Origin of the sequence: Streptomyces sp. NPDC005805, from assembly GCF_040630445.1 — a bacterium.
GTDB lineage: Bacteria > Actinomycetota > Actinomycetes > Streptomycetales > Streptomycetaceae > Streptomyces.
In genome coordinates this window covers 20,970-41,339 of the sequence record NZ_JBEXXN010000041.1, presented here as the reverse complement: position 1 = coordinate 41,339, position 20,370 = coordinate 20,970, and the positions used below count along the sequence as shown (strand labels likewise).

20 protein-coding genes and 1 pseudogene are annotated in these 20,370 nt (G+C 75.4%); 7 read left to right on the top strand and 14 right to left on the bottom strand.

The genetic code is table 11. The features are described 5' to 3' along the window. Positions 1-2 precede the first annotated feature (2 nt). From ABZ457_RS21635 to ABZ457_RS21615, 5 genes are all read right to left on the bottom strand, one after another. Positions 3-1,973, bottom strand: a complete 1,971-nt coding sequence (locus tag ABZ457_RS21635; RefSeq protein ID WP_359159562.1) for an ABC transporter ATP-binding protein — start codon at positions 1,971-1,973, stop codon at positions 3-5. Continuing rightward, entirely contained in the window at positions 1,970-3,727 is a 1,758-nt protein-coding gene (locus tag ABZ457_RS21630) for an ABC transporter ATP-binding protein (protein ID WP_359159601.1), read from the bottom strand. Before ABZ457_RS21630 ends, ABZ457_RS21635 begins: the two co-directional genes overlap by 4 nt. 347 nt (positions 3,728-4,074) lie before the next feature. Continuing rightward, a complete protein-coding gene (locus ABZ457_RS21625; RefSeq protein WP_018849360.1) occupies positions 4,075-4,203 on the bottom strand; it encodes a SapB/AmfS family lanthipeptide in 129 nt (42 codons plus the stop codon). A gap of 17 nt (positions 4,204-4,220) precedes the next feature. Continuing rightward, on the bottom strand, positions 4,221-6,872 hold the full coding sequence (lanKC, locus tag ABZ457_RS21620) for a class III lanthionine synthetase LanKC (protein ID WP_359159560.1): 2,652 nt from the start codon (positions 6,870-6,872) through the stop codon (positions 4,221-4,223). A gap of 290 nt (positions 6,873-7,162) precedes the next feature. Next, positions 7,163-7,606 carry a hypothetical protein gene (locus tag ABZ457_RS21615; RefSeq protein ID WP_359159558.1) on the bottom strand — a complete coding sequence of 148 codons (444 nt, stop codon included), beginning with the start codon at positions 7,604-7,606 and terminating at the stop codon, positions 7,163-7,165. A gap of 372 nt (positions 7,607-7,978) precedes the next feature. Here ABZ457_RS21615 and ABZ457_RS21610 point away from each other — a divergent pair, with 372 nt between their 5' ends. Further along, a complete protein-coding gene (locus tag ABZ457_RS21610) occupies positions 7,979-8,314 on the top strand; it encodes an STAS domain-containing protein (RefSeq protein WP_359159556.1) in 336 nt (111 codons plus the stop codon). A gap of 3 nt (positions 8,315-8,317) precedes the next feature. Here the strand turns inward: ABZ457_RS21610 and ABZ457_RS21605 are convergent, their stop codons facing one another. The 3 genes from ABZ457_RS21605 to ABZ457_RS21595 are packed head-to-tail and all read right to left on the bottom strand — an operon-like array spanning position 8,318 to position 9,449. Continuing rightward, positions 8,318-8,704 (bottom strand): DUF952 domain-containing protein, encoded by a 387-nt coding sequence (locus tag ABZ457_RS21605; RefSeq protein ID WP_359159554.1) that lies wholly within the window; start codon positions 8,702-8,704, stop codon positions 8,318-8,320. Further along, positions 8,701-8,952 (bottom strand): helix-turn-helix transcriptional regulator, encoded by a 252-nt coding sequence (locus ABZ457_RS21600; RefSeq protein ID WP_359159552.1) that lies wholly within the window; start codon positions 8,950-8,952, stop codon positions 8,701-8,703. Before ABZ457_RS21600 ends, ABZ457_RS21605 begins: the two co-directional genes overlap by 4 nt. Then, on the bottom strand, positions 8,952-9,449 hold the full coding sequence (locus ABZ457_RS21595; RefSeq protein WP_359159550.1) for a DUF2975 domain-containing protein: 498 nt from the start codon (positions 9,447-9,449) through the stop codon (positions 8,952-8,954). The genes ABZ457_RS21600 and ABZ457_RS21595 overlap by 1 nt, the downstream gene beginning before the upstream one ends. Before the next feature lie 118 nt (positions 9,450-9,567). Between ABZ457_RS21595 and ABZ457_RS21590 the strand changes: the two genes are divergently transcribed. The 3 genes from ABZ457_RS21590 to ABZ457_RS21580 all read left to right on the top strand — a co-directional run bounded on the left by ABZ457_RS21590 (position 9,568) and on the right by ABZ457_RS21580 (position 11,854). Beyond that, positions 9,568-10,782, top strand: coding sequence for an MFS transporter (locus tag ABZ457_RS21590; RefSeq protein WP_359159548.1), 1,215 nt, complete (start codon positions 9,568-9,570; stop codon positions 10,780-10,782). Between the two features lie 110 nt (positions 10,783-10,892). Continuing rightward, complete coding sequence (locus ABZ457_RS21585; RefSeq protein WP_359159599.1) at positions 10,893-11,261, top strand: nuclear transport factor 2 family protein; 369 nt, start codon at positions 10,893-10,895, stop codon at positions 11,259-11,261. A gap of 143 nt (positions 11,262-11,404) precedes the next feature. Further along, positions 11,405-11,854 (top strand): SRPBCC family protein, encoded by a 450-nt coding sequence (locus ABZ457_RS21580; RefSeq protein WP_359159546.1) that lies wholly within the window; start codon positions 11,405-11,407, stop codon positions 11,852-11,854. A gap of 104 nt (positions 11,855-11,958) precedes the next feature. Here ABZ457_RS21580 and ABZ457_RS21575 read toward each other — a convergent pair whose 3' ends face one another. Beyond that, positions 11,959-12,954, bottom strand: a complete 996-nt coding sequence (locus ABZ457_RS21575; RefSeq protein WP_359159544.1) for a helix-turn-helix domain-containing protein — start codon at positions 12,952-12,954, stop codon at positions 11,959-11,961. A gap of 152 nt (positions 12,955-13,106) precedes the next feature. Between ABZ457_RS21575 and ABZ457_RS21570 the strand changes: the two genes are divergently transcribed. Then, positions 13,107-13,925 carry an alpha/beta hydrolase gene (locus tag ABZ457_RS21570; RefSeq protein WP_359159542.1) on the top strand — a complete coding sequence of 273 codons (819 nt, stop codon included), beginning with the start codon at positions 13,107-13,109 and terminating at the stop codon, positions 13,923-13,925. A 54-nt stretch (positions 13,926-13,979) separates the two neighbouring features. Here ABZ457_RS21570 and ABZ457_RS21565 read toward each other — a convergent pair. Then, positions 13,980-14,221, bottom strand: a pseudogene (locus tag ABZ457_RS21565) (DUF6411 family protein). A gap of 91 nt (positions 14,222-14,312) precedes the next feature. Next, positions 14,313-14,879: a GNAT family protein gene (locus ABZ457_RS21560; RefSeq protein ID WP_359159540.1), complete on the bottom strand. Its 567-nt coding sequence runs from the start codon at positions 14,877-14,879 to the stop codon at positions 14,313-14,315. Between the two features lie 99 nt (positions 14,880-14,978). Here ABZ457_RS21560 and ABZ457_RS21555 point away from each other — a divergent pair, with 99 nt between their 5' ends. Both ABZ457_RS21555 and ABZ457_RS21550 read left to right on the top strand, forming a co-directional pair. After that, the gene (locus ABZ457_RS21555) at positions 14,979-15,419 is read left to right on the top strand and encodes an Rrf2 family transcriptional regulator (protein ID WP_359159538.1); all 441 of its coding nucleotides are present in this window, start codon (positions 14,979-14,981) and stop codon (positions 15,417-15,419) included. Between the two features lie 118 nt (positions 15,420-15,537). Next, entirely contained in the window at positions 15,538-16,734 is a 1,197-nt protein-coding gene (locus ABZ457_RS21550; protein ID WP_359159536.1) for a globin domain-containing protein, read from the top strand. A 30-nt stretch (positions 16,735-16,764) separates the two neighbouring features. Here ABZ457_RS21550 and ABZ457_RS21545 read toward each other — a convergent pair whose 3' ends face one another. The 3 genes from ABZ457_RS21545 to ABZ457_RS21535 form a co-directional block, all read right to left on the bottom strand. After that, on the bottom strand, positions 16,765-17,160 hold the full coding sequence (locus ABZ457_RS21545) for a UBP-type zinc finger domain-containing protein (RefSeq protein ID WP_359159534.1): 396 nt from the start codon (positions 17,158-17,160) through the stop codon (positions 16,765-16,767). After that, positions 17,157-18,599 (bottom strand): ATP-binding protein, encoded by a 1,443-nt coding sequence (locus tag ABZ457_RS21540; protein ID WP_359159532.1) that lies wholly within the window; start codon positions 18,597-18,599, stop codon positions 17,157-17,159. Before ABZ457_RS21540 ends, ABZ457_RS21545 begins: the two co-directional genes overlap by 4 nt. Before the next feature lie 61 nt (positions 18,600-18,660). After that, positions 18,661-20,352, bottom strand: coding sequence for an FAD-dependent oxidoreductase (locus ABZ457_RS21535; protein WP_359159597.1), 1,692 nt, complete (start codon positions 20,350-20,352; stop codon positions 18,661-18,663). Positions 20,353-20,370: the final 18 nt, after the last annotated feature.

Here is a 20,370-nt window from a genome sequence, read left to right as displayed (position 1 = left end):
GTTCAGCTGCCCGACCGGTCCCAGTGGCCCGCCAGATCGCGGTAGAGAGGCGAGCGCTCCAGCAACTCCGCGTGCGTCCCGCAGACCGCCCGCGTGCCGTCCAGCACCAGCACCCGGTCCGCGCGCATGGCCGACGACAGCCGGTGCGCCACCACCACCAGGGTGCCCGGCCGGCGTGCCAGCGCGGCCTCCGCACGGGCCTCCGCCGCCGCGTCCAGATGGCAGGTCGCCTCGTCCAGCAGCAGCAGGGGAGCGGGGGAGAGCCACGCCCGGACCAGGGAGAGGAGCTGCCGCTCGCCGTGCGACAGCTCCTCGGGCCGCAGCAGCGCGCCGGTGCCGCCGAGCCGTTCCACCAGCGGCGCCGCGCCCAGCTCCCGTACGGCGTGGGCCACTTCGGCGTCACCCGCGTCCGGGCGCAGATAGACGAGGTTCTCCCGCACGGTGCCGGTGAACGCGTACGCCTCCTGCGGAACCAGCACCCGCAGCCCGGCCGGGTCCCGGTCGCCGGGGTGCGCCGGGAGCGCGTCCCCGGGCGGTCCCGGGGCCGCGAGCACGGTGCCGCCCACCGCCACCCGGCCGCGCCGGGGGGCCGTCAGCCCGGCGACGAGACGGGTCAGTGTCGACTTGCCGATGCCGCTCGGCCCCACGACGGCCAGGTGCTCACCCTCCTCGATCCGCAGATCGAGCCCGTCGAGCACGGGCTCCGCGCGCTCGCCGTAGGACACCCGCACCCCGCACAGCTCCACGGCCACCGGCGGCGCGACTCGCCGGGGCGTCCGCACCGGGACCGGCCCGGACGGGGTCGGTGCCCCGGGCGGCCCGGACGGCGGCGGAACCAAGGGCCGGGTCACGGCCGGAGCCGGGCCGGGTGCGGGTGCGGGTGCGGGCGCGGGTGCCGTGAAGCGTTCCAGGACCACCAGCAGCCGGGTCCCGGCCGCGCCGAGCGCCGTCATCAGGGTGTGCAGCGCGGGCAGCAGCGCCTGCACCAGATAGGTGAACGCGCCCAGCAGCGCCCCGGCCGTCACCCCCCGGCCGAGCAGCCACGGCACACCGAACAGCAGCGTCAGCAGGGGTAGTTGCCCGGCCACCCCGAGCGCCAGGTTCCGCACGGCCGCCCACCGGGCCAGGGCCCGGGCCGCCGACTCCGACGCGGCCACCAGCCGCAGGCCGCGGGCCTCCTCGGTGTCGCAGGTCCCGAAGGCGGCGATGTCCCGGACCGCCCGGCTGACCCCGGCCGTGTGGTCGCCGAGCGCCTCGTCCGCCGCCAGAGCGCGCCGCTGGGCCGCCGCCATGGGTCGCAGCGTCGCCAGGAACAGGACCAGCCCGGCGAGGAGCGGCGGCAGCACCACCAGGAGCAGGGCCGGGTCCAGGGCGAGCAGCCCCGCCAGCGCCCCGGCGGCCGTGAACAGGAACGACCGCAGGGTCAGCACCAGTCCGGCGAAGCTGTCCCGGGCGATCTCCGCCTGGTGCGTGGGCCGGGAGACGGCGGCGGACGCCTCGGCCGCCGCCGTGCCCGCCCGCCCCCGGTCCGCCGCGACGGCGATGCTCCGGTCCACCGCCCGCCGCACCAGACCGTCGCGCAACGGCTCGGTGAGCAGCGCCAGTTCACGGAAGACGCCACGCAGCACGGGCGCGCCTAACAGCACGGCCACGGCGGCCACCGCGAGCCAGCCGAGCCCGGTGCGGACGTCCCCGGCGAGGAAGCCCCGGTCCACCGCGCGGGCGACACCGAAGCCCACGGCGAAGGTCCCCGCGGACTCCGCCAGCGACCAGGCGGCGAGGCGCCCGAGGACCGCCTTGCGGCGGGCGAGGAAGCGCCGCGCGTCCGGCGCGACCCGCCGCAGCGGGCCGGTGACCAGGTCGTGTGCGTCCGGCGCACCGCCCACCGGGCCCGGCCGGGCGGGGCCGGCGGCCGCCGCCGTCTTCTCCGCGGCGGCCTGCCGGTGGAACGGGCTCGCGTGCCGCCCGGTCACCCGCGCACCTCCTGCTCACGGACGGCGTCCGGACGCCGGTCCGCGAACCCGTCCGCACCGGGACGCGAACCGCCCGGTGCGGCGGCACCGCGGGGAGGGCCCTCGCTAACGCCCCCGGGCGGTGCCCCGTCCCCGTCCGCCGCGCGGAACACCGCCCGGTAGGCCGCCTCCTGCCACAGCTCGGTGTGCGGGGCGACCGCCCGCACCCGGCCCCGCTCCAGCCACACCACCAGGTCCGCCCGCGCGGCCACGGACGGGCGGTGGGCCACGACCAGCCGGGTGCCGGGCCGGACCCGGTGGCGCAGGGCCAGGTCCACCGCGTACTCGGTGGCCGTGTCGAGGCTCGATGTGGCGTCGTCCAGCACCAGCAGCCGCCCCGCGTGGGCGAACGCCCGTGCCAGCCCCAGCCGTTGGTGCTCACCGCCCGACAGCGGGGCCCCGGCCAGTGGCGTGTCCACCCCCGTCGGCAGCCGGTCCACGAACGACGCGGCCCCCGCCGCCCGGACCGCCTCGGCCAGCTGATCCGCCGTCACCCGGCGCGGCCCCGCGGCCAGCGCCTCCGCCACCGTGCCGCCGCCGAGTACCGGCCGGGCGAACGCGTACCCGACCTCCCGCCGCAGCTCCGGCCGCGACAGCTCCGCCAGCGGGACGCCGTCCAGCAGCACCCGCCCGGCGTCCGGGTCCGCCAGCCGGCCCGCGACGGCGGCCAGCACCGACTTCCCCGCACCGCTCGCCCCCACCACCGCCGCCGTGCTCCCGCCCGGGACCCGCAGGTCCACCCCGCGCAGCACCGCCCGCCCCGCCCGCGTCACGGACACCCCGCGCAACTCCAGCGTCCCCGGCCCCTCCGCCGGCAGCGCCCGCGTGCCGTGCCGCACCGGCGGCAGCCCCTCCAACTCCCCGGTGCGCTCCCGTGCCACCCGGCCCCGCACCACACCGCCGAGCAGGGTCGCCGCGCTCCCCACCCCGGCCGCCAGCGCCGCGTACCGGCAGATCGCCAGCAGGTCCCCGGCCGTGACCGCGCCCGCGCTCAGCCGTATCCCGCCGACCGCGACGGCCGCCACGGTGAGCAGCGGCACCAGCACCCCGCTGAGCGCCACGGCCCGGCCGTGCACCGCCCACATCCGCGCGCCCACCGCGCCGAGCCCCGCGAGCGGGGCGAGCACCCGGGCCCGCTCGCGCTCCCAGGTCCCGGCCGCGGTCACCGTCGCCGCGCCCGCGAGGGACTCCGTCAGCCGGGAGGCGATCTCCGACTGCACCCGCTGGTACTCCCCTACGGACGCCGAGGTGTCCCGGGCGAACACCCGCAGCACCAGGGCGAGCAGCGGCATCCCGGCCAGTACGCAGCCCGCCACCCAGACATCGACGAACGCCAGCGCCACCAGCGCCCCGGCCGGGGTGAACAGCGAGGCCGTGAGCCCCGCGCGGGCCGCCGGGGCGGTGCCCGCGTCGGCCGCGTTGAGGGTCAGGCGCGTCGCCACGTCGCCGGGGGAGTACGCGCCCGCCCGTCCGGGCGCGGTACGCAGCAGGCCGCCGAGCGCGGCGGTGCGGACGGCGGCCGTCCAGCGGGCGTTGCAGCGCCCGGTGGCGAGGGCGGTCAGCGCGTCGAGGACCACCTCCGCCGTCAGCAGCAGCGCGGCGAGGAGCAGCCACCCGCCGACCGTCTCCCCGCGCAGCAGCAGATCGAGGGTGCGGCCGAGGACCAGGGGCTGCGCCACCGCGGCGACCGCGCCGCCCACCGAACACAACAGCACCAGCAGCGCGGGCCCCCGCCCGGGCGCCGCCCCCCGGCTCCGCTCGCCGGGCCCGGAGCCGGGCCCGGCCGGGGGGACGCGCCCGCCCCGCCCCGGCGTCGCCTCCGTCGTGCGCCCCCGGCCCGCCGCCGCGCCGCCGCCCGGCCTGATCGTCCTCACCGGTCCGGCCCTCCTCGCCTCGATGCCGTCGCTCACCGCCCCGTGCGCGCACGGCGCGAACGCCCCCGCACCCCCCCCGCAACGCGCGCCGGCGCCCCGGGCCTTGTGCAGGCCCGGGGCGCCGACCGTGCGGGGACGCGTGGCGTCACGCCGTGGCCGCCGTGCGTCCCCGCGTGGCCACGACCCGGTCAGTTACAGGTGGTGACGCTCAGGCTGCTGTCGCCGCAGAGCAGCAGGCTGGCGCGGCTGCCCGTCTCGACGTCGCCCATCGCCTCTTCCTTCGGGGTCTCCAGGGACTGCAGCTCGAACAGGTTCATGTGGGTTCCCTTTCACTTCAGGACGTGGTGGTGCAGGACGACCCCGGGACCGGGGCCGGATCGTGGGCCGCGCGGAGCGGCGGGAGGAACGGCAGATGGGCGGAGCGCTCGCCGTGCACGGACGCCACGGCGAGCAGGCATCCGGCCGTTCCGGTGGCGAGGTCCATGGAGAGGCGCATCATCTGCTCGCCCGGGAAGGCGAGCCGGCCGCGGTAGGACATGGCGTGCCAGCCGAGCGCGTCGAGTTGCCGGCGCACCGCCGCCTCACCCGTCCCGGGCCCGGCGGCCGTGGTGCGCCCCAGATGGAGCACCATCCCGGCCGCGCCCCGGTAGAGCCCGGGCTGCGCGTAGAACATGGCCTGCGCGGCGCGCACGATGCCCGTGCGGGCCTGCTCGAAGGCGTCGTCGCCGCGGTGGGCGAGGTAGTCGTCGAGGACCATCCCGATCCCGACGCTCCCCGCGCCGAGATAGGGCATCGTGCGCCAGCCCTCGTCGACCTGGAGAGCGCCGCCCGCGCCGTCGACGCAGTGCGCGAGGTCCTGCCGGAGCGCGTCGGCCGCGAGGTCGAGGAGGGCGGTGTCCCCGGTCCGCTCGTACAGGCGCAGGAAGAGCAGCGCCCCGCCCGAGGCCCCGTGCAGCAGACCCGCCCGCCGCCCGCGCCGGCCCGTCCCGTCGCCCTCCGCGGGCGTCGCCGCCAGCGCCGCGGCCGTCAACTCGGCGCAGTGCGCGGCCTGTTCATGAAGCGCGGGCTCACCCGTGAGGGACGCCAGCGACTCCAGTGCCAGCCCCACCCCGGCGGTGCCGCCGTGCAGATCCGCGCCGAGGCCCGCCCAGGACTGCTCAAGAAGGACCGCGGCCAGGTCCAGCGCCCGTTCCCGGTGGCCCAGCCGCTCCAGGGTCCAGGTCACCCCGGCGATCCCGTCCTGGAAGCCGGCCGGCATGCCCGAGGGGAGGGCCTTGGTGTGCCGCAGCAGCCACTCCTCGGCCTCCTCGCAGCGCCCGGCGCCGCTCTCGGCCAGCGCGTACAGCACCCCCGCCGCGCCGTACGCGAAGGAGAGGCCGCCGCCCGCGGTGGCGAACGCGGCGATGTCACCCGGGAAGACCCGGTCCTCGCGTTCGGGGGTCAGCGAGGCGACGACGGCGGCCGCCATCGAGTCCCGGCTGCGCGGCCAGTCACCCGGCGCGACCGGCACCACCGGAGCCTCCGGCGCGCGCCGTGCGACCGCTCCGGCCGCCGCGCCCGCCGCCCCCGCGAGGATCTCCTCGACGGCCTCCCGCAGGAAGGAGCGCGGCACCGGGAAGTGCTCCGCCACCACCTCCGCGAGATGGACCGCCTTCCGGCGGTCGACGGCCAGCAGGCTCGTCAGCGGCAGGAACAGGGCCAGCCGTAAGCACGCCAGCGCGTACCGGTCCACCGCGAACCCCCGGCGGTCCGCCGGGGCCACGAAGCCGGGGCTGGCCACCGTCTGGCGTCCCGGCCCGTCCACCGGGTGCGCGGCCTCGAAGTCCAGCAGGGTCACCGAGGACTCGTCCTCGGACACCATGATGTTGAACAGATGCAGGTCGTTGAAGACGATCCCCCGCCCGTGCACCTGGGCCACCGCCCGCTCCACCAGAGCGTGGATCCGCAGCGCCCACTCGGTGTACCCGGTCAGCCGCTCGGGGGAGGGATCGGACTCGATCAGCGGGTGCCGGCGGGCGAAGAAGGTGTTCAGGGGCTTGCCGTCGATGTGCTCCAGCACCAGGAAGTGATGCTCGCCGACGGTGAAGGAGTCCAGCACCTCGGGCGTGCAGCCCAGGCCCGACAGCGCCTGAAGCGCCCTCCGTTCCCGGTGCAGCCGGGTCACCGCGTCCGCGCCGTCGGCGGCCAGCCCCGCGTGCGGGCGCGCCTCCTTCAGCACCACCGTCGCCCCCGAGCGGGTGTCCCGCGCCCGGTAGACCCCGCCGCCGTTGGAGAAGTGCAGGGCCGCCTCGATCGCGTACGGCACCCCGGAGACCGTCACCGCCTCCCGTGCCCGAAGATGCGGACGCAGGAACTCCGGTATCTCCACCCACTCCGGCACCCGGAAGACCGGACCCCGCACATCGGGCACCAGGACCCCGGCGGGATCGGCCACCGCCGGCGTCAGGACGCCGTCCGCGTCGTAGCACTCCCGGCGGGTGAAGCCGCCGTACCGGACATGGACCGGACCGTCCCCGATCCGCAGATCGCTGAGGACCAGCGGACCGGGCTCGCCCGCGAGCAGGGCGTCCAGTTCGCCCGTCAGCCGCTCGAACTCCGCCTCGTCGCGCGGGTAGACGGTGAGGAACTTGCCGCTCGCCGCGCGGTCCGCGTACTTGGCGTTCCGCTGGTGCAGCAGATACCGGCCGGGCACGAACTTGAACGCGACACCGTGCGCCAGGCAGTGCGCCGACACCCGCTCCAGGACCGACTCGGCGTTGTCCAGACCGGCGGAGACATGGATCTTCCAGCCCTGCGCGGGCAGTTGTGCTCCCGACGGGCGCAGCGCCAGCCAGTCACCCCGCTCGTGCCGCTCCCACCCCTCGGGGACGGGCCGTTCGGCGGCCGCGTACCGCGACCCCCGCCCGGCGCCGGTACGGGGCGTGCGGTGCGGTGCGTCGTAGAAGTGACGGTCCGCGTCGCAGAACACGGCATAGCCCTTGTTCACGCCCTTTTCCCCTCCTGTCGGCGACAGAAGAGACGGTGTCACGCGGCGATCGGCCCCCGACAGTCACCGCTGTCACCACTGCCGGGTGCGGAACGCACGGGTAACCTCCCGCGGCGCGTACCCCGCCGGGTCTCAGCCGGCCGCGGCGTGCACCGCTGCCAGGTGAGCGGCCTGGTGGCGCACCCGGCTCACCTCCTCGTCGCTCAGCGGCACCGGCAGGCGTTCGGCGTCCGGACAGGCCGGTTCCCCGGCGGCCGCGAGCGGGACGCCGAGGGCGGGGCGGCCGACGCTCAGACCTCGGGGTCGAGACCGCTCGCGCGGGCGATGCCCTCCAACTCCTCGTCGACCGCCTTGCGCTCCGTCATCCAGGCGTGGACCTGCTCCCGCACGTCGGCGAGCGCCTCCGGGTCGTTGGCGACCTCGGGGGTGACGACCGCGTACCCGGCGCTGCCGTCCGGCCCCGGCATGTCGACCACCTCGTGGTCCATCCGGCCCGTGGTGACGATCGCCATCACGGCCAGGAACTCGCGCTGGACGTCCCCGGTGAAGCTCTCCCGGTCACCGGCTTCGAGGAAGCCGTCCTGGCCCTCGTCGATCAGACGTGTCATCTCCTGCACGGCCTCGTGCAGGGTGGCGAACTGCTCGGGCGCCATCCGCGCCTTCACCGTCTCCAGGTAGAGGGCGACCTTCGCCATGCGGTCCCGTGGGCTGTCGTCTGCGGTGTCGTCGTTCATCACCACCTGCTACCCGCGGGCACCCGCCGCCCACACCCTCGCGAGGAGACCCGTGCCCCCGGGCGGGGCGTCGCCCGGCCGAGATCACCCGCATGGCCGCCCCATCCGCCCCCGCGCGGAACGGAATCCGACCCCGGCCACACGGCGCCGGGGCCCGGAACTGGGGCTTCCGGCCCGGGCCTGGCCAGCGCCCCGACCACCGTGCGACGATGGCCCGACGACGAGTTGGTGCGGCGGCCCCGGTTCCTCCGGCCGCCCGCACACGGCATCCGGACGTTGCCCCCACCCCGGGCATTCGGATCCCCTCGGGCGACCGGCACCGCACACGCCGGTCCGTCTGTGCGCTCACGACCCCCGGAAGGGGGCGACCTCATGCACACGACCACAGTGATCGACAACGGCACCGCCCGGATCACCCCGCACGGCGACCTCGGCTACGACGCCCTGCCGGGCCTGCACGCGGAGACCGCCGCCCTCCCGGGCACCGTGCACACCATCACCTGGGACATGTGCGACACCCCGTTCATGGACGTCGCCGCACTCCACCTGTTCCGTGACCAGCGGCAGGCGGCCCGTCTGCGCGCCCGCACCCTCACCGTCACCGGCCTGCGGCCCCAGCCGCGCCGGCTGCTCCTGCTGGCCGCCGAGCTGTTCCCCGCGGTCCACGGCGAGACGGCCGCGGCCGCCGTTCCGCCTGGCAAGCGCTGACCGCTACGGCGCGGACGGCGGCGGCGACGGGACGAACTCCGCCAGTCCCGTCGCCCGCCCCGCGTCGTCCCACCGGACCTCCAGCAGGCGCACCACGGCCTCCCGTTCGACGGGCCCGTGCACATGGGGGAAGAGGACGCCCTCCGGGGCGCCCGGCAGCGGGGCCGGTTCCGCCGCCTCGAAGCGGACGCCGGCCGACAGCCGCTCCTCGTCCAGCACCAGGGCCAGCAGCGGCCGGGGCGCGGACCGGTAGAAGGCGTTGACGACCGCGAGCGTGGTCGCCTCGTCCGGCGAGCAGTGCACGTACCCGTCCGTCTCCAGGGAGGCGGGCGCGTACGGGCTCCCGGGGCGTTCGCGCCATGCGGTGAGCGGTACGACATGGTAGATCATGGCCCCAGTTCTACCCCGGCGCCGTCCGCGCCCCCGGCGTCCTCGTCGGGCACCCAGCGCAGGACGTCGCCCGGCTGGCACTCCAGGGTGCGGCAGATGGCGTCCAGCGTGGTGAACCGCACCGCCTTCGCCCGGCCGTTCTTCAGCACGGCGACATTGGCCGGCGTGATCCCGACCGCCGCGGCGAACTCGGCCACCGACATGCGCCGCCGGGCCAGTTGGACGTCCAGGTCGACGACGATCGCCATCAGACGACCGCGGAGAGCTCGGCGCGCATACCGGTCGCCTTGCCCAGCAGGCTCCGCATCACGACCATCAGCAGACAGAACGCCGCACCCGCCGCCACACACGCCAGCGCGCCCAGCAGCGCGCTCTCCACGTCCATCCCGTCGTCGGGGGAGGGGATGGTGGCGAAGGTCAGATGGGCCGACGCGGCCAGCGCCACCAGGGTCGCCGCACCGGCGGCGCCGATCACCAGGTCCACCCAGCGGAACGCGGCGGCGGTGAAGATCGCGTCCCGCTCCACCATGCCGAGCAGCATCCACACCGCGGCACACGCGACCTGGACGCAGGCGATCCCGGCGATCGCCGCCGCCGCGTAGGGCAGCGCGTACGGCTCGTACGGCGGGAACAGCTCGACCTCGTCGGCGGCCGTGGTCGGGACGACCACGATCTGTCCGAAGAGCCCGAGCAGAACGGTCAGGGCGATACCGAAGCGGAGAGCGCTGATCACAAGACGATGCATCTATCGAGTTTCGATAGGAAGCTATCGAAAGTCAATAGGTGGTGTGTTCCGGCGACACGACGGCGCGCCGAGCCCGTCCCGCCGCCGGCCGCGCGCCGCCGCCTTCTAGGGTGGCGCCATGACCGCGACCCGCCGGCGTCCCCCGCACCCCGGGCGCCGCCGCCCCGGATTCCGCTCGGCCGCCGCGGTCTTCGCCGTCGGGATGGCCGGCACCACCCTGCCCACCCCGCTGTACGGGCTCTACCGCGAGGAACTCGGCTTCTCCGAGCTGACCGTGACGCTGGTGTTCGCCACCTACGCGGTGGGCGTCATCCTCACCCTGCTGCTGGTCGGCAACCACTCCGACCGCGTTGGCCGGCGCCCCGTCCTGCTGTGCGCCCTCGCCCTCGCGGCGGCCTCCGCGGGCTGCTTCCTCCTGGAGAGCGGACTGCCCCTGCTGTACGCGGGACGACTGCTGTCCGGCCTCTCCGCCGGGCTGCTCAGCGGCGCGGGCACCGTCACCGTGCTGGAACTCGCCGATCCCGGCCGCCGCTCGCGCGCCGGGTTCGCCGCCACGGCCGCCAACATGGGCGGCCTCGGCTGCGGGCCCCTGCTCGCCGGCTTCCTCGCCGAGTACGCGCCCTCGCCGCTGACCACGCCGTACCTGGTCCACCTGGCGCTGCTGGCCGTCGCCGCCGTCGTCGTGCTCCTGCTGCCCGAGACGGTCGACAACCCCCGGCTCACCGCACGCCCCCGGCCCCAGGGCCTCTATGTCCCAGCGCGGGTCCGGGCCGTCTTCACCCCCGCCGCCGTGGCCGCGTTCGCCGGCTTCTCGCTCCTCGGGCTGTTCACCGCCGTCGCGCCGAGCTTCCTCGCCGAGACCCTCGGGGAGCGGAACCTCGCCGTCTGCGGCCTCGTGGTGTTCGCCGTCTTCCTGGCCTCCACCGCGGGACAGGCCCTCGCCGGCGGCCGCCCCGCCGGACTGACCCTGCCCCTCGGCTGCCTGGTCCTGGTCGGGGGACTCCTGCTGGTGGGCGCGTCACTGTGGGCCGAGTCGACGGCCCTGCTCGTCGTGGGCGGGGCCTGCGGCGGGCTCGGCCAGGGCCTCGCCTTCCGGGCCGGGCTGACGGCCGTCAGCGCCGCGGCCCCCGCGGCGCACCGCGCCGCGACCGTCTCGTCCTTCTTCGTCGTCGCCTACACCGGCATCTCCCTGCCCGTCATCGGCGTCGGAGCCCTCGCCCTCGCCCTGGGCCTGCGCGGCGCCGGCCTCGTCTTCACCGGCTGCGCCACCCTGGTCGCCGCCGCCACGGGGATGTGGCTGCGCCGGCGGCGCGCGGAACTCGACCGCGCCTGAACGGCCGCCGCCGCGCCCGCCCGGGGCGGGTGGACTACCGTCGGCACGTGGACGAGCGACAGCACCCCGGCCCCCACCCGCCGCCCCCGGACACCGGCGGCCCGGACGCGGTGCGGGCCGAGCTGCGGCGCCTCGCCGAGGAGTGGGCCGCCGCGATCGCCGGCAACGACCCCGCGCGCATCGCCGCCTTCATGGCCGACGACTGGGTCATCGTCTCCGAGTCCGGCGTCTCCACCCGGGAGCAGTTCCTCTCCGTGGTCCGGTCCGGCGACCTGACCCACTCGGCGATGGACCTCGTCGCACCGCCCCGGATCCGCGTCTACGGCGACACGGCCGTCCTCACCGGCCGCGTCACCAACACCGCCCACTACCGGGGCGTGCGCCATGACGCGGACGAGTGGACCACCGATGTGTTCGTACGGCGCCACGGCCGCTGGCAGTGCGTCCTCAGCCACATCACCGCCGCCGCCCCCGCCTGACACCCCGGGCGGCAGGGCCCCGCCGTGTCGCACCCGTGCACGCCCGGCCAGCGGTTGTGCGCGCACAGCCCGCCCGGCGGCCCGCCCCCGGACTAGCGTCGGGACGGCACAGGCCGAGGGGGAAGCCAGCCGAGGGAGCAGCCATGAGCACGCAGTTCGAGGCGACCGTCGACATCGACCGCCCCATCGAGGAGGTGTTCGCCTATCTCGCGGACGGCCGGCACGACCCCGAGTTCAGCCCACGGGTCCTGGAGATCGACAAGAGCCCCGAGGGAGCCACCCGGGTGGGCACCGTCTTCCACAGCACCGTCAAGGACGCCGGTATGACGTCCCAGCGGGACTTCGAGATCAGCGAGATGACCGCCCCGACCCGGATCCGCTGGCACGAGGTCTCCCACAACTCCATCACCGCCGAGGAGGGCGGCTACGACCTGGAACGCACCGCCGAGGGCGGCACCCGGGTGCGTCTGTTCAACGTCCTCGAAGGCCACGGCCTGGGGAAACTGCTGCTTCCGCTGGCGGGGAGCGCGGCCCGCAAGGACGCCCCCGCCTTCGGCCAGCGCATCAAGGCCGCCGTCGAGGCATCGGCCTGACCTCCCGGCGCCCGGCCCGCCCGGCTGACCCTGCGCCGGCGCGCCCGGCACCGGCCCGGCCGACCGGTCCGCCGCCGACCCGTCCGCCCCCGGCCCGTCCGGCGTCAGACCGGCGGTCGCGCGCTGTCGTCCGCCCGTGCCGCGTCGTCCTCCAGGGCCAGGCGCCGCCACTCCCGTGGCGACATGCCGTACGCGTCCCGGAAGCGGTGGCTGAAGTGCGTCGGGTCGGTGAACCCCCACCGGCGCGCGACCATCGCGATCGTGCGGTTCCGCGCCGCCGGATGGGCCAGTTCCTCCCGGGCGCCCTCCAGCCGCTGCCCGATGATCCACTGGCGGAGGCTGATGTCGGCCCCGGCGCACAGCTTGTACAGGGACCGGACCGAGAGATGGTGGGCGGCCGCGATCCTGGCGGGCGTCAGGTCCGGATCGGCGAGATGCCGGCGGACATAGGCCCGGATGCGTGTCAGCCGGGTCTCCGCCAGCGTCGGCCGGGCCCACCGGTCCTGCCGGGAGGCGGAGGCCAGCAGGGCCCGCACCAGATCGACGGTGATCCCCTCCAGACGCACGGCCGACGGGTCGGCCGCCAGCGCCTCGACGCCCTCCGTCAGGTTCGCGACATGGTCGGCCACCATCCGGTAGTACGGACTGGCCGGCAGCAGCGGGATGGCGTCCCGCACCAGGTCGACGGGCAGCCGGAGCTGGTCCACGGGGATCTGCACGCTGCGGGCGGCGCCGCGCCCCGTCCACGAGAAGTCGTAGGGAGCGGTGAGGTCCATCATGAGCAGCTCGCCCGGCGGGACCACCCGCTGGTGCCGCAGATGGTCCTGGCGGCCCTCGGCGCGCTCCTGGACGGAGAGGGCGATCACCGGCCGGGCGTCCTGCCGGGCCTGCCGCGCCGTCCGGACCAGCCGTATCCCCGTCGATTCGGTGGTGAACACCCGCAGGGTCTCCAGCGGGAAGACCGTCATCCGGGCGTGGATGTCCGCGCCCCGCTCCTCCTGGACCACATAGCAGGGGACGGTGGCCTCCACCATGACCGAGAAGACCGCCTCCGCCCGCTCCGCCGCGGGGATGCCGGCCGTGTCGAGCACCGTCGCCATGGGGAGCCTCCGTCCGGACGTCACCGGTGGCGGGCCGTGCCTTCCACGGTAGGCCGACACCACGCCCCGGGCACGGCGGGGCGGGGACGCCCGTGCCGCCCCGCGCGGACCCACGGGCCGCCCGCTGCCGCGGCGGTTCCGAGGAGGCCGCGATGACCCGCGCCGGGGCCGTGCCGTCCCGCGCCGAGGACCGGCCGGTCGTCTTCCTGCGGGGCCGGTTCCCCGGCGCGGACGCCTGGGCCCCGTGGGAGGCGCTGTTCGCCGCGCACGGCTACGCGCCCCTCGCGCCGCGCTGGCCGGGGGAGGGGCCGCCGGGCCGCGCCGGCTTTGGGGCGCGGCCGGGGACGGAGGCCCTGACCGACCACTACGCGCGGCTGATCAGCGGGCTCTGGTCGCCGCCGATCGTGATCGGCCACGGTCTCGGCGGCCTGATCGCCCAGCGGCTGCTCGCGCTGGACTACGCCCGTGGCGGCGCGGCCATCGCCCCCGTACCCGCCCGCGGACTGCGCCGCCGCGCCGCGTGGCTGCGGGCCACCGCGCCCCGCCTGGACCCCCGCACCAGGGACACCCCCACCGCGACGGGCTTCCGCCGCCGGTTCGCCAACACCCTGACGCGCAGCGAGGCCGAACACCTGTGGACGGCGCACGCCCGGCCCGCCCCCGTACGCCCGCTGCGGGCCGCCCTCGCCGCCCGGCCCTCCGCCCCGGCGGCCCGACCGGACCCGTCCGCGAACCGGGGGCCGCTGCTGCTGGTCGCCGCCGCCGAGGACCGCGTCGTCCCGCCGGCGGACGTGCGGGCCGCCTACCGCGTCCAGCGGCGCGGCCCCGGCCCGACCGAGTACCTGGAACTGCCCGGCCGCGGCCACACCCTCGCCCTCGACCACCGGTGGCCCGAGGTCGCCCTCCTGGTACTGGCCTTCCTGGCCCGCCACGGACTGGCGGCCACCGACCCGCTGCCGGGCCCGCGATGACGACGACCGCTGGAGCCGCAGGGGACGCCCCCCGCGCGCACCCGTCAGATCAGGTCAGAACGGCGTCCTGCCGCGCGTCCGCCGCCCGGCCGGACCACTGCGGCCGACCGCCTTCGAACTGCTGCGGAAGGGCTTGCTGAACAGGCGTCCGAGTACGCCGGGCGCCTTGCCTCCCGCCCTCGTCCGACACCGAGCGTCCGCTGGGTGCCGCGCTCGGGGCGGCGCGAGAGACGGGGAAGGAAGAAGGCAAGGACCGCGAGGGCCACATATACGGCGACGATGCCGACGACCATCATCAGGAACTCCTTGGCTCGGGGTCGCCGTTCGGATGCCGAGGCCCGCCCGTCCCATGCGTCGGGACGGGGCCGGGCGCCGCCGCTCTGGCCGTCAGCGCACCGGAGGCCGGTCGTGCGCGGCCCAGTGCTCCTCGGCAGTGATTCCCAGCAGCACCACGTCGTGGTGGCGGCCTGCGAAGAACTCGTGCTGCCGCAGACGCCCCTCCTCCGTGAACCCCGCCTTCCGGTAGAGCGCGAGGGAGGCGTCGTTGAACGCGTAGACCTCCACCTCGCACTTGTTCATACGCTGCTCGGCGAACATGTACGTGAGCAGCAGCAGGGTCGCCTCGGTCGCGAGGCCGCGGCCGCGGTGCTCCCGGGCGATCTCGATCCCGGTCCTGAACCGTCCCGCACGCCTGTCCGTCTCCCCGACCGTCACGGCCCCCGCGAACGCGCCCTCCGCCGTCGTCTCGACGGCGAGCAGGAAGGCGTCGCCACCGGGGGAGCGGCCCGCCCGCTCGGCGGTCCACGCTCGGAACGCCTCGTCCGAGCGCGGCGGCTCGACCGTGTCGGCGTTCCGCGCGTCGACGCTGTGCCTCGCCAGATCCCGGAAGTGCTCCCAGTCCGCCGACTCGACGCCCCGCAGGCGCACGGTGGGCCCCGTCCACATGTCGTTCATGGGTGGCAGCTTATAGGGCCGCCGCACCCGGCCCGCCCGCCTCGTCCCGGCCACCCCCTGAATACGAATCCAGAATGCGCCTTTGATAGTGTCCACCGTGTGAGGCTGACCAAGTTCACCGATCTGGCGCTGCGTTCCGTGATGCGCCTGGCGGTCTGCGCCGACGGCGAGGTGCTCACCACCCGTGAGGTGGCCGAGGCCATGGACGTCCGGCAGACGCACGCCGCGAAGGCCGTCTCGCGCCTCCAGCACCTCGGGGTCGTCGAGGCCCGGCGCGGGCGCGGGGGCGGGCTCGCCCTCACCGGCTTCGGCCGGTCCGCCTCGGTGGGCTGGCTGGTGCGGCAGCTCGAAGGGGAGGAGGAGGTCGTCGCCTGCGACGACCCGCCCTGCCCCCTGCGCGGGGCCTGCCGCCTGCGGGGCGCGCTGCGCGCCGCCCAGGAGGCGTTCTACACCGCGCTCGACCCGCTCACCGTGGCCGACCTCGTCGCCTCGCCCACCGGTCCGGTGCTCGTCGGCCTCGGCGCCCCGCCGCCCCGCTAGGAGGTGTCCGGCCCTGATCCGCCGGACACTCCCCAGCCCCGCCCGACCGCGCTCGCCGTCCCGTCCCGATGCTCGCCCAAAAATGCGAAGATCACTTACCGATTAAGCGGGAGCCGCCATGCTGTCCGCGCAGTCCGCACCCGTCGTCCGCGCCACCCTGCCCGCGGTCGGCGGAGCCCTCGGACCCATCGCCGAGACCTTCTACCGCCGCCTCTTCGCCGCCCACCCCGACCTTCTGCGCGACCTGTTCAACCGCGGCAACCAGGCGAACGGCGACCAGCAGAAGGCCCTCGCCGGCTCCATCGCCGCGTTCGCCGGCCTCCTCCTGGAGCAGCCGGACAGCCGCCCCGACGCCCTGCTCGGCCGAATCGCGCACAAGCACGTCTCCCTCGGCGTCACCTCCGACCAGTACAAGATCGTCCACCGTCATCTCTTCGCCGCGATAGGGGAGGTCCTCGGCGACGCCGTGACCGAGGAGGTCGCCGCCGCGTGGGACGAGGTCTACTGGCTGATGGCCAACGCCCTCGTCGCCGTCGAGGCCCGCCTCTACCGCGAGGCCGGCACCGCCGAGGGCGAGGTCTGGCGCCGCATGGAGATCGCCGAACGCCGCCAGGAGACACCCGACGTCGTCTCCCTCGTCCTGCGCACCACCGACGGACGCCCCGCCGCGCCCTTCCGCCCGGGCCAGTACCTCTCCGTGCAGGTCGAACTCCCCGACGGGGCACGGCAGATCCACCAGTACAGCCTCTCCGCCGCCCCCGGCCGCCGGACCTGCCGGATCAGCGTCAAGCGCGTCCAGGGCGCCGCCGGACCGGACGGCGAGGTCTCCTCCTGGCTCCACGACCACGCGCGGCCGGGCGACACCCTCACCGTCTCCGCGCCCGCCGGCGACCTCGTCCTCCCCGAGGGCGACGGCCCCCTGCTGCTGGCGTCCGCCGGGATCGGGAACACCCCCGTCCTCTCCGTCCTCGGCCATCTGGCCGCCACCGGATCAGTCCGCCAGGTCGTCGCGGTCCACGCCGACCGCTCCCCGGCCGACCACGCGCACCGCACCGAACACCTCGGCCTGGTAGGGGAGTTGCCCGGCGCGCGGCTCCACCTCTGGTACGAGACGCCCGGCGCCGGCGCACCGCGGCAGGTCGGCGCCGGGCGCGCCGACCTGAGCACCCTCGACCTGCCGGACGGCCTCACGGCGTACCTGTGCGGGCCCCTGCCGTTCATGCGCGCGGTCCGCGGCGACCTGCTCCGGCGCGGGGTGCCCGCCGAGCGGATCCACTACGAGGTCTTCGGCCCGGACCTGTGGCTGGGAGCCTGAGCACCCCGCCCGCCACCCGGCCCGCCGGGGTCAGCGCAGGGTCTCGGCCCAGTCCGGCGGGAGCCGGTCCGCAGGACCCGGCACCGCCTGGCCGGCGGGATGGCTCTGCGGGGGAGCCAGCTCGGGCCCCGACGGGGAGAGCTTCGAGGTCTCGTAGTTCCAGAACCAGCTCTCACCCGGCTCGTAGCTGCGCACCACCGGATGGCCGCTGCTCCGCGCGTGCGCCGTCGCGTGCCGCCCCGGCGAGTCGTCGCAGCAGCCGATATGGCCGCAGCGGGCGCAACGGCGCAGATGGACCCACCAGCCGCCGGCGGCGTCGCAGTCCACGCACCCGGCGCCGCTCGGCGGGACGGACGGATCGATCCCGTCCGACGCATTCGACGTGTCGGGTGTGCTGGGCGTGCTGGGCGTGTTCGGGTCGGTCATGAGGACTCCTCCGGAGTGTCCGGCGCCGTCAGCGGCAGATGCACACGGAAACGGGTGTCCCCGGGCACCGACCGCACCTGAAGGCTGCCGTGGTGCTTGTTGACGACGATGCGCCAGGAGATGTCCAGGCCGAGCCCCGTCCCCTCACCCACGGGCTTCGTGGTGAAGAACGGGTCGAAGATGCGGTCCCGGATCTCCTCCGGAACCCCCGGCCCGGTGTCCGCGAACTCGACCAGCGCCTGGTCCCCGTCCCGGGCCGTGCGCACCGTCAGCGTCCCCTCGCCGTCCATCGCGGCCAGGGCGTTGTCGATCAGATTGGTCCACACCTGGTTCAGCTCGCCCGGATACGCGGGAATCCTCGGCAGGGACCGGTCGTACTCCCGGACGACCTCGACGCCCCGCTTCATCTTCCCGCCCAGCATCATCAGCGTGCTGTCCAGCAGTTCATGCACATCGGCCTCCTGGTACGGCGCCCGGTCGAGCTGCGCGTACTGCTTGGCCGCGTCCACCAGATGGGAGATCCGGGCGGTGGAGTCCGCGATCTCGTTCATGAGCAGCTCGGTCTCCACCGTGTAGTTCAGCCACCCGACCGCCCCCGGCAGGATCTCCTCCTCCACCGCGTCCGCGACCTGCTCCAGCCAGTCCGTGTCCAGACCGCCCTGCACCAAGGTCGGCGCGATCCGCAGCCCCCCGGCCAGACCGTGGTCGTCGAACCAGTCCGCGAGGGCGTCCTCCCGGTCGGCGGCCTCCAGCGGGCTCAGCGACGGCGCCTTGGCCACCCGTTCCGCCGTCCGCTCCTGGATCTCCACCAGCGCCTGCAGCGCCTCCCGCCGGTACGGCCCCGAGGCGATCACCCCGAGCTTGGCGCGCATGTGCGCCACCCGGTCCCGCAGCGCCGACGTGGCCCGCACCGCCGCCGCGGCCGGGTTGTTGAGCTCATGCGTCAGCCCCGCCGACAGCGACCCCAGCGCCAGCAGCCGCTCGCGCTGGTTGATGGTCCGCTGGGTGTTCTGCATCCCGAAGAACAGGCCCTCCAGCAGATGCACCGCCATCGGGAACCACTCCCGCAGGACCGCCGCGAAGGTCTCGGCCGGCAGCACGAAGAACCGCGACGGCTCGGCCACCCGCATCGAACCCCGGTACACCGCCTGCTCCCCGCCGCTCAGATACGCCTGCATCGCCCCCGAGTACACCCCGCGCTGTGTACTGCGGTTGACCTCCACGTCGTCGCCGCCGACCCGCCGCGACAGCACCAGGCTGCCCTCCAGAAGCACATAGAAGCAGGTCGCGGGCTCGCCCTCGCGGTACACCCAGCCCGGCTCGAACTCCTCGACCCGGCCCTCCCGGCACAGCCGCGCCAGCTGCTCGCCGTCCAGCTTCTCGAAGAGGAACAGCGACCCCAGCTCCGCCGGGTCGCACGCGAGGCGCCGCGGACTCACGACGACCCCCGGCACAGGGTCCCGCCCGGCCAGTGGGTCATGGTCCCTCCCGGCCCGCGGTTCACGACTGCTCCAGATACCGGTGGACGAGTATCACGGCCATGGCTCCCTCTCCGACGGCGGACGCGACCCGCTTCGCGGACTCGGCACGCGCGTCCCCGGCCACGAACACGCCGGGCACACTGGTCTCCAGGTGGTACGGCGGCCGCTCCAGCTCCCAGCCCGCCGGCGGCTGCCCGTCCGGGGTCATGTCCGGACCGGCCTTGATGAACCCGCGCCCGTCCCGCAGCACCGTCCCCTCCAGCCAGTCGGTGAGCGGCGCCGCGCCGATGAACACGAACACCCACTGCGCGTCCACCGTCTCGGTCCGCCCGCTCGCCACGTCCCGCAGGGTGAGCCGCTCCAGATGACCGTCGCCCTCAGCGGACTCGACCACCGTGCCGGTACGCACGGACACATTCGGCGTCTGCTCGATCTGCCGGATCAGATAGTGCGACATCGATGCCGCGAGCGAGGGCCCGCGTACCAGGATCGTGACGGACTTCGCGCCCCGGGACAGGAACTGGGCCGCCTGGCCCGCGGAGTTCGCGCCGCCCACGATGTACACATCGTGGCCCTGGCAGGCGGCCGCCTCGGTCAGCGCCGAGCCGTAGAAGACGCCGCAGCCGGTCAGACCGTCCAGCCCCGGGGCCTCCAGCCGCCGGTAGGACACCCCGGTCGCCAGGATCACCGCGTGCGCCGCGATCGCGGAACCGTCCGTGAAGCGGATGGTCCGCGACCCTCCCGTCACCTCCAGGCCGCTCACCTCGCGCGCGGTCAGGATCTCCGCGCCGAACTTGGCCGCCTGCCGCCGCGCCCGGTCGATCAGCTGCGCGCCGGACACCCCGTCGGGGAAGCCGAGGTAGTTCTCGATCCGGGAGCTCTGCCCGGCCTGCCCGCCCGTCGCCGACCGCTCGACGAGCACCGTGCGCAGCCCCTCGGACGCCCCGTACACGGCCGCCCCCAGCCCGGCCGGGCCCCCGCCGATGACGACCAGGTCGTAGAACTCCGCCGCCGGTGTGGTGGCCAGCCCCACCTTCGCCGCGAGATCGGTGTCGTCGGGCTCCACCAGCGGGGTGCCGTCCGCGGTGACGACCAGCGGCAGCCGCTCCCCGTCCTGCCCGGCCGCGGCCAGCAGCCGCTGCCCCTCCGGCGAGTCGGACGCGTACCAGCGGTACGGCACCTGGTTGCGGGCCAGGAACTCCCGCACCCCCGAGGTGCGCGCCGACCAGCGGTGGCCGACCACCTTGCAGGTCGGAACGGGCCGGTAGTCGCTGGCCCGCCAGGCGGCGAGGAGATCGTCGAGGATCGGGTAGAGCTTCTCCTCCGGCGGGTCCCACGGCTTGAGCAGATAGTGGTCGAGGTCGATCACATTGATCGCGTCGATCGCCGCGTTGGTGTCCGCGTACGCCGTGAGCAGCGCCCGGCGCGCCCCCGGGTACACATCGAGCGCCTGCTCCAGGAACTCGATGCCGTTCATCTGCGGCATCCGGTAGTCGGCCAGGATCACCGCCACCTGGTCCCCGCGCAGCTTCAGCTCCCGCAGAGCGTCGAGCCCGGCCTGACCCGACTCGGCCCGCACGATCCGGTGCGCCTCGCCGTACCGCCGCCGCAGATCACGCGCGACGGCACGGGACACCCCCGGATCGTCATCCACGGTCAGGATGACGGTCCGCGCCGAACCCGGCGGCTGTACCGTACGCCCCCCACCCAGCGAACGGCCGGTGGCTGT

Coding starts and splice junctions, on each gene's coding strand:
- ABZ457_RS21625 (WP_018849360.1), bottom strand. CDS start 4,203: ATGAACCTGTTCGAGCTGCAGTCCCTGGAGACCCCGAAGGAAGAGGCG.
- ABZ457_RS21615 (WP_359159558.1), bottom strand. CDS start 7,606: ATGAACGACGACACCGCAGACGACAGCCCACGGGACCGCATGGCGAAG.
- ABZ457_RS21610 (WP_359159556.1), top strand. CDS start 7,979: ATGCACACGACCACAGTGATCGACAACGGCACCGCCCGGATCACCCCG.
- ABZ457_RS21605 (WP_359159554.1), bottom strand. CDS start 8,704: ATGATCTACCATGTCGTACCGCTCACCGCATGGCGCGAACGCCCCGGG.
- ABZ457_RS21600 (WP_359159552.1), bottom strand. CDS start 8,952: ATGGCGATCGTCGTCGACCTGGACGTCCAACTGGCCCGGCGGCGCATG.
- ABZ457_RS21595 (WP_359159550.1), bottom strand. CDS start 9,449: ATGCATCGTCTTGTGATCAGCGCTCTCCGCTTCGGTATCGCCCTGACC.
- ABZ457_RS21590 (WP_359159548.1), top strand. CDS start 9,568: ATGACCGCGACCCGCCGGCGTCCCCCGCACCCCGGGCGCCGCCGCCCC.
- ABZ457_RS21580 (WP_359159546.1), top strand. CDS start 11,405: ATGAGCACGCAGTTCGAGGCGACCGTCGACATCGACCGCCCCATCGAG.
- ABZ457_RS21575 (WP_359159544.1), bottom strand. CDS start 12,954: ATGGCGACGGTGCTCGACACGGCCGGCATCCCCGCGGCGGAGCGGGCG.
- ABZ457_RS21570 (WP_359159542.1), top strand. CDS start 13,107: ATGACCCGCGCCGGGGCCGTGCCGTCCCGCGCCGAGGACCGGCCGGTC.
- ABZ457_RS21560 (WP_359159540.1), bottom strand. CDS start 14,879: ATGAACGACATGTGGACGGGGCCCACCGTGCGCCTGCGGGGCGTCGAG.
- ABZ457_RS21550 (WP_359159536.1), top strand. CDS start 15,538: ATGCTGTCCGCGCAGTCCGCACCCGTCGTCCGCGCCACCCTGCCCGCG.
- ABZ457_RS21545 (WP_359159534.1), bottom strand. CDS start 17,160: ATGACCGACCCGAACACGCCCAGCACGCCCAGCACACCCGACACGTCG.